This window comes from Peribacillus sp. P4_D6, assembly GCF_056401795.1.
Genome location: NZ_JBFUIQ010000383.1, coordinates 1 through 726, shown reverse-complemented (window position 1 = coordinate 726; position 726 = coordinate 1). Strand labels below are relative to the sequence as shown.

Here is a 726-nt window from a genome sequence, read left to right as displayed (position 1 = left end):
CGGAAGGTACGAGACTCCTGCGGGAAAAGCGAGTCCAGGGGAGACCCCACAGGCGCAATCGCGCCGAGGAGGCTCCCGGACCGCCCGCGGAAAGCAAGTGCCTTGAGTGGAAATCAACGTATAAATTACACAAAACACTAAAAAAACTGTAGATAAACTCGATATTCATCGAGATTGTCTACAGTTTGTGATGAAGCTTTTTGCTCCGCCTGAATTCTAGAATATTTTTTTCTCATTCAACTCGAGTGCCAATTCTTTAAAAAACTGTAGCGATTCTGGATTTCCCATGGAGTCTGCATTCACTACTTTATCAAACTCGAAACCTAATAATACTTTACGTATCGGGACTTCCATTTTCTTTCCGTTCAACGTTTTAGGAATTTGTTCAACGACATGGATTTGGTCAGGAATAAAGCGAGGGGATACATGCCCCCTGATTTGTTCCTTGATTTTTGCCGTCAATGCTGCATCCAGACTTTCTCCGGGCTTAAGGACTACGAACAACAGCAGTGAGGAACCGCGGCCAAGCACTTCCCTATCAATGACTAGGCTTTCCATTACCTCGTCTATCGCTTCGACGACCCGGTAGATATCGCTAGTTCCCATCCGTACACCAGAACGATTGATGGTCGAGTCGGAACGTCCATAAATGATACAGCTGCCCTTGTCATCGATCTTTATCCAATCACCATGTTTCCATATGCCAGGATACGTATCGAAATAAAT

General features: G+C 45.3%; 1 protein-coding gene. It reads right to left on the bottom strand.

The window, feature by feature from the left end; translation table 11 throughout:
* Positions 1 to 216 precede the first annotated feature (216 nt).
* Positions 217 to 726, bottom strand: a 510-nt coding sequence (locus AC1DVB_RS27755; protein ID WP_477592068.1) for an AMP-binding enzyme, incomplete at its 5' end; no start/stop codon positions are given.